Source organism: Mycobacterium sp. IDUB_17 (assembly GCF_055419465.1).
On the sequence record NZ_JBVAXS010000015.1, the window covers coordinates 1 to 595 of the forward strand.

The 595-nt window shown below is 65.2% G+C and carries 1 protein-coding gene; it reads left to right on the forward strand.

The window, feature by feature from the left end:
- Positions 1-566 (forward strand): IS30 family transposase (locus ACZYZ7_RS31775; protein ID WP_463742577.1); only part of this gene is annotated, 566 nt, incomplete at its 5' end.
- Between the last annotated feature and the right edge of the window lie 29 nt (positions 567-595).

Below are 595 nucleotides of genomic sequence, written 5' to 3' on the forward strand. Positions count from 1 at the left end.
CCGCCCGCAAGGCCCGGGGGCAGACCGAGCGCCGCGGCAAGTTCAGTGACGTGATCACCATCAGCCAGCGGCCCGCCGTAGTGGAAGACCGCGCGGTGCCCGGGCATTGGGAAGGTGACCTGATCCTGGGCGCCGCATGTGGCAGCGCAATCGGCACCCTGGTCGAACGCAGCACCCGGTTCACCATCTTGTTGCACCTGCCGCACGATCACACCGCCGACTCGGTGGCCACCGCGATGATCGAGGCGATGAATGAGCTGCCGGCTCATCTGCGCCGCAGCATTACCTGGGACCGCGGCAGCGAAATGGCCGGCTGGTACGACATCAGCCTGGCTCTGCAGGCCCCGGTCTACTTCTGCGATCCCCATTCACCCTGGCAGCGGGGCAGCAACGAGAACACCAACCGGCTGCTGCGGTTCTGGTTCGAAAAGGGCACCGATCTCAGCGGCTACACCAAAGCCGACCTCCAACGGGTCCAAGACAAACTCAACAGCCGGCCCCGACCCACCCTGGACCTCGACACCCCAGCCCAACGCCTCGCCACCCTCCTCAATCAAGCTGCGTAGCCACGTTGCACTAGCCACTTGACTTTGAG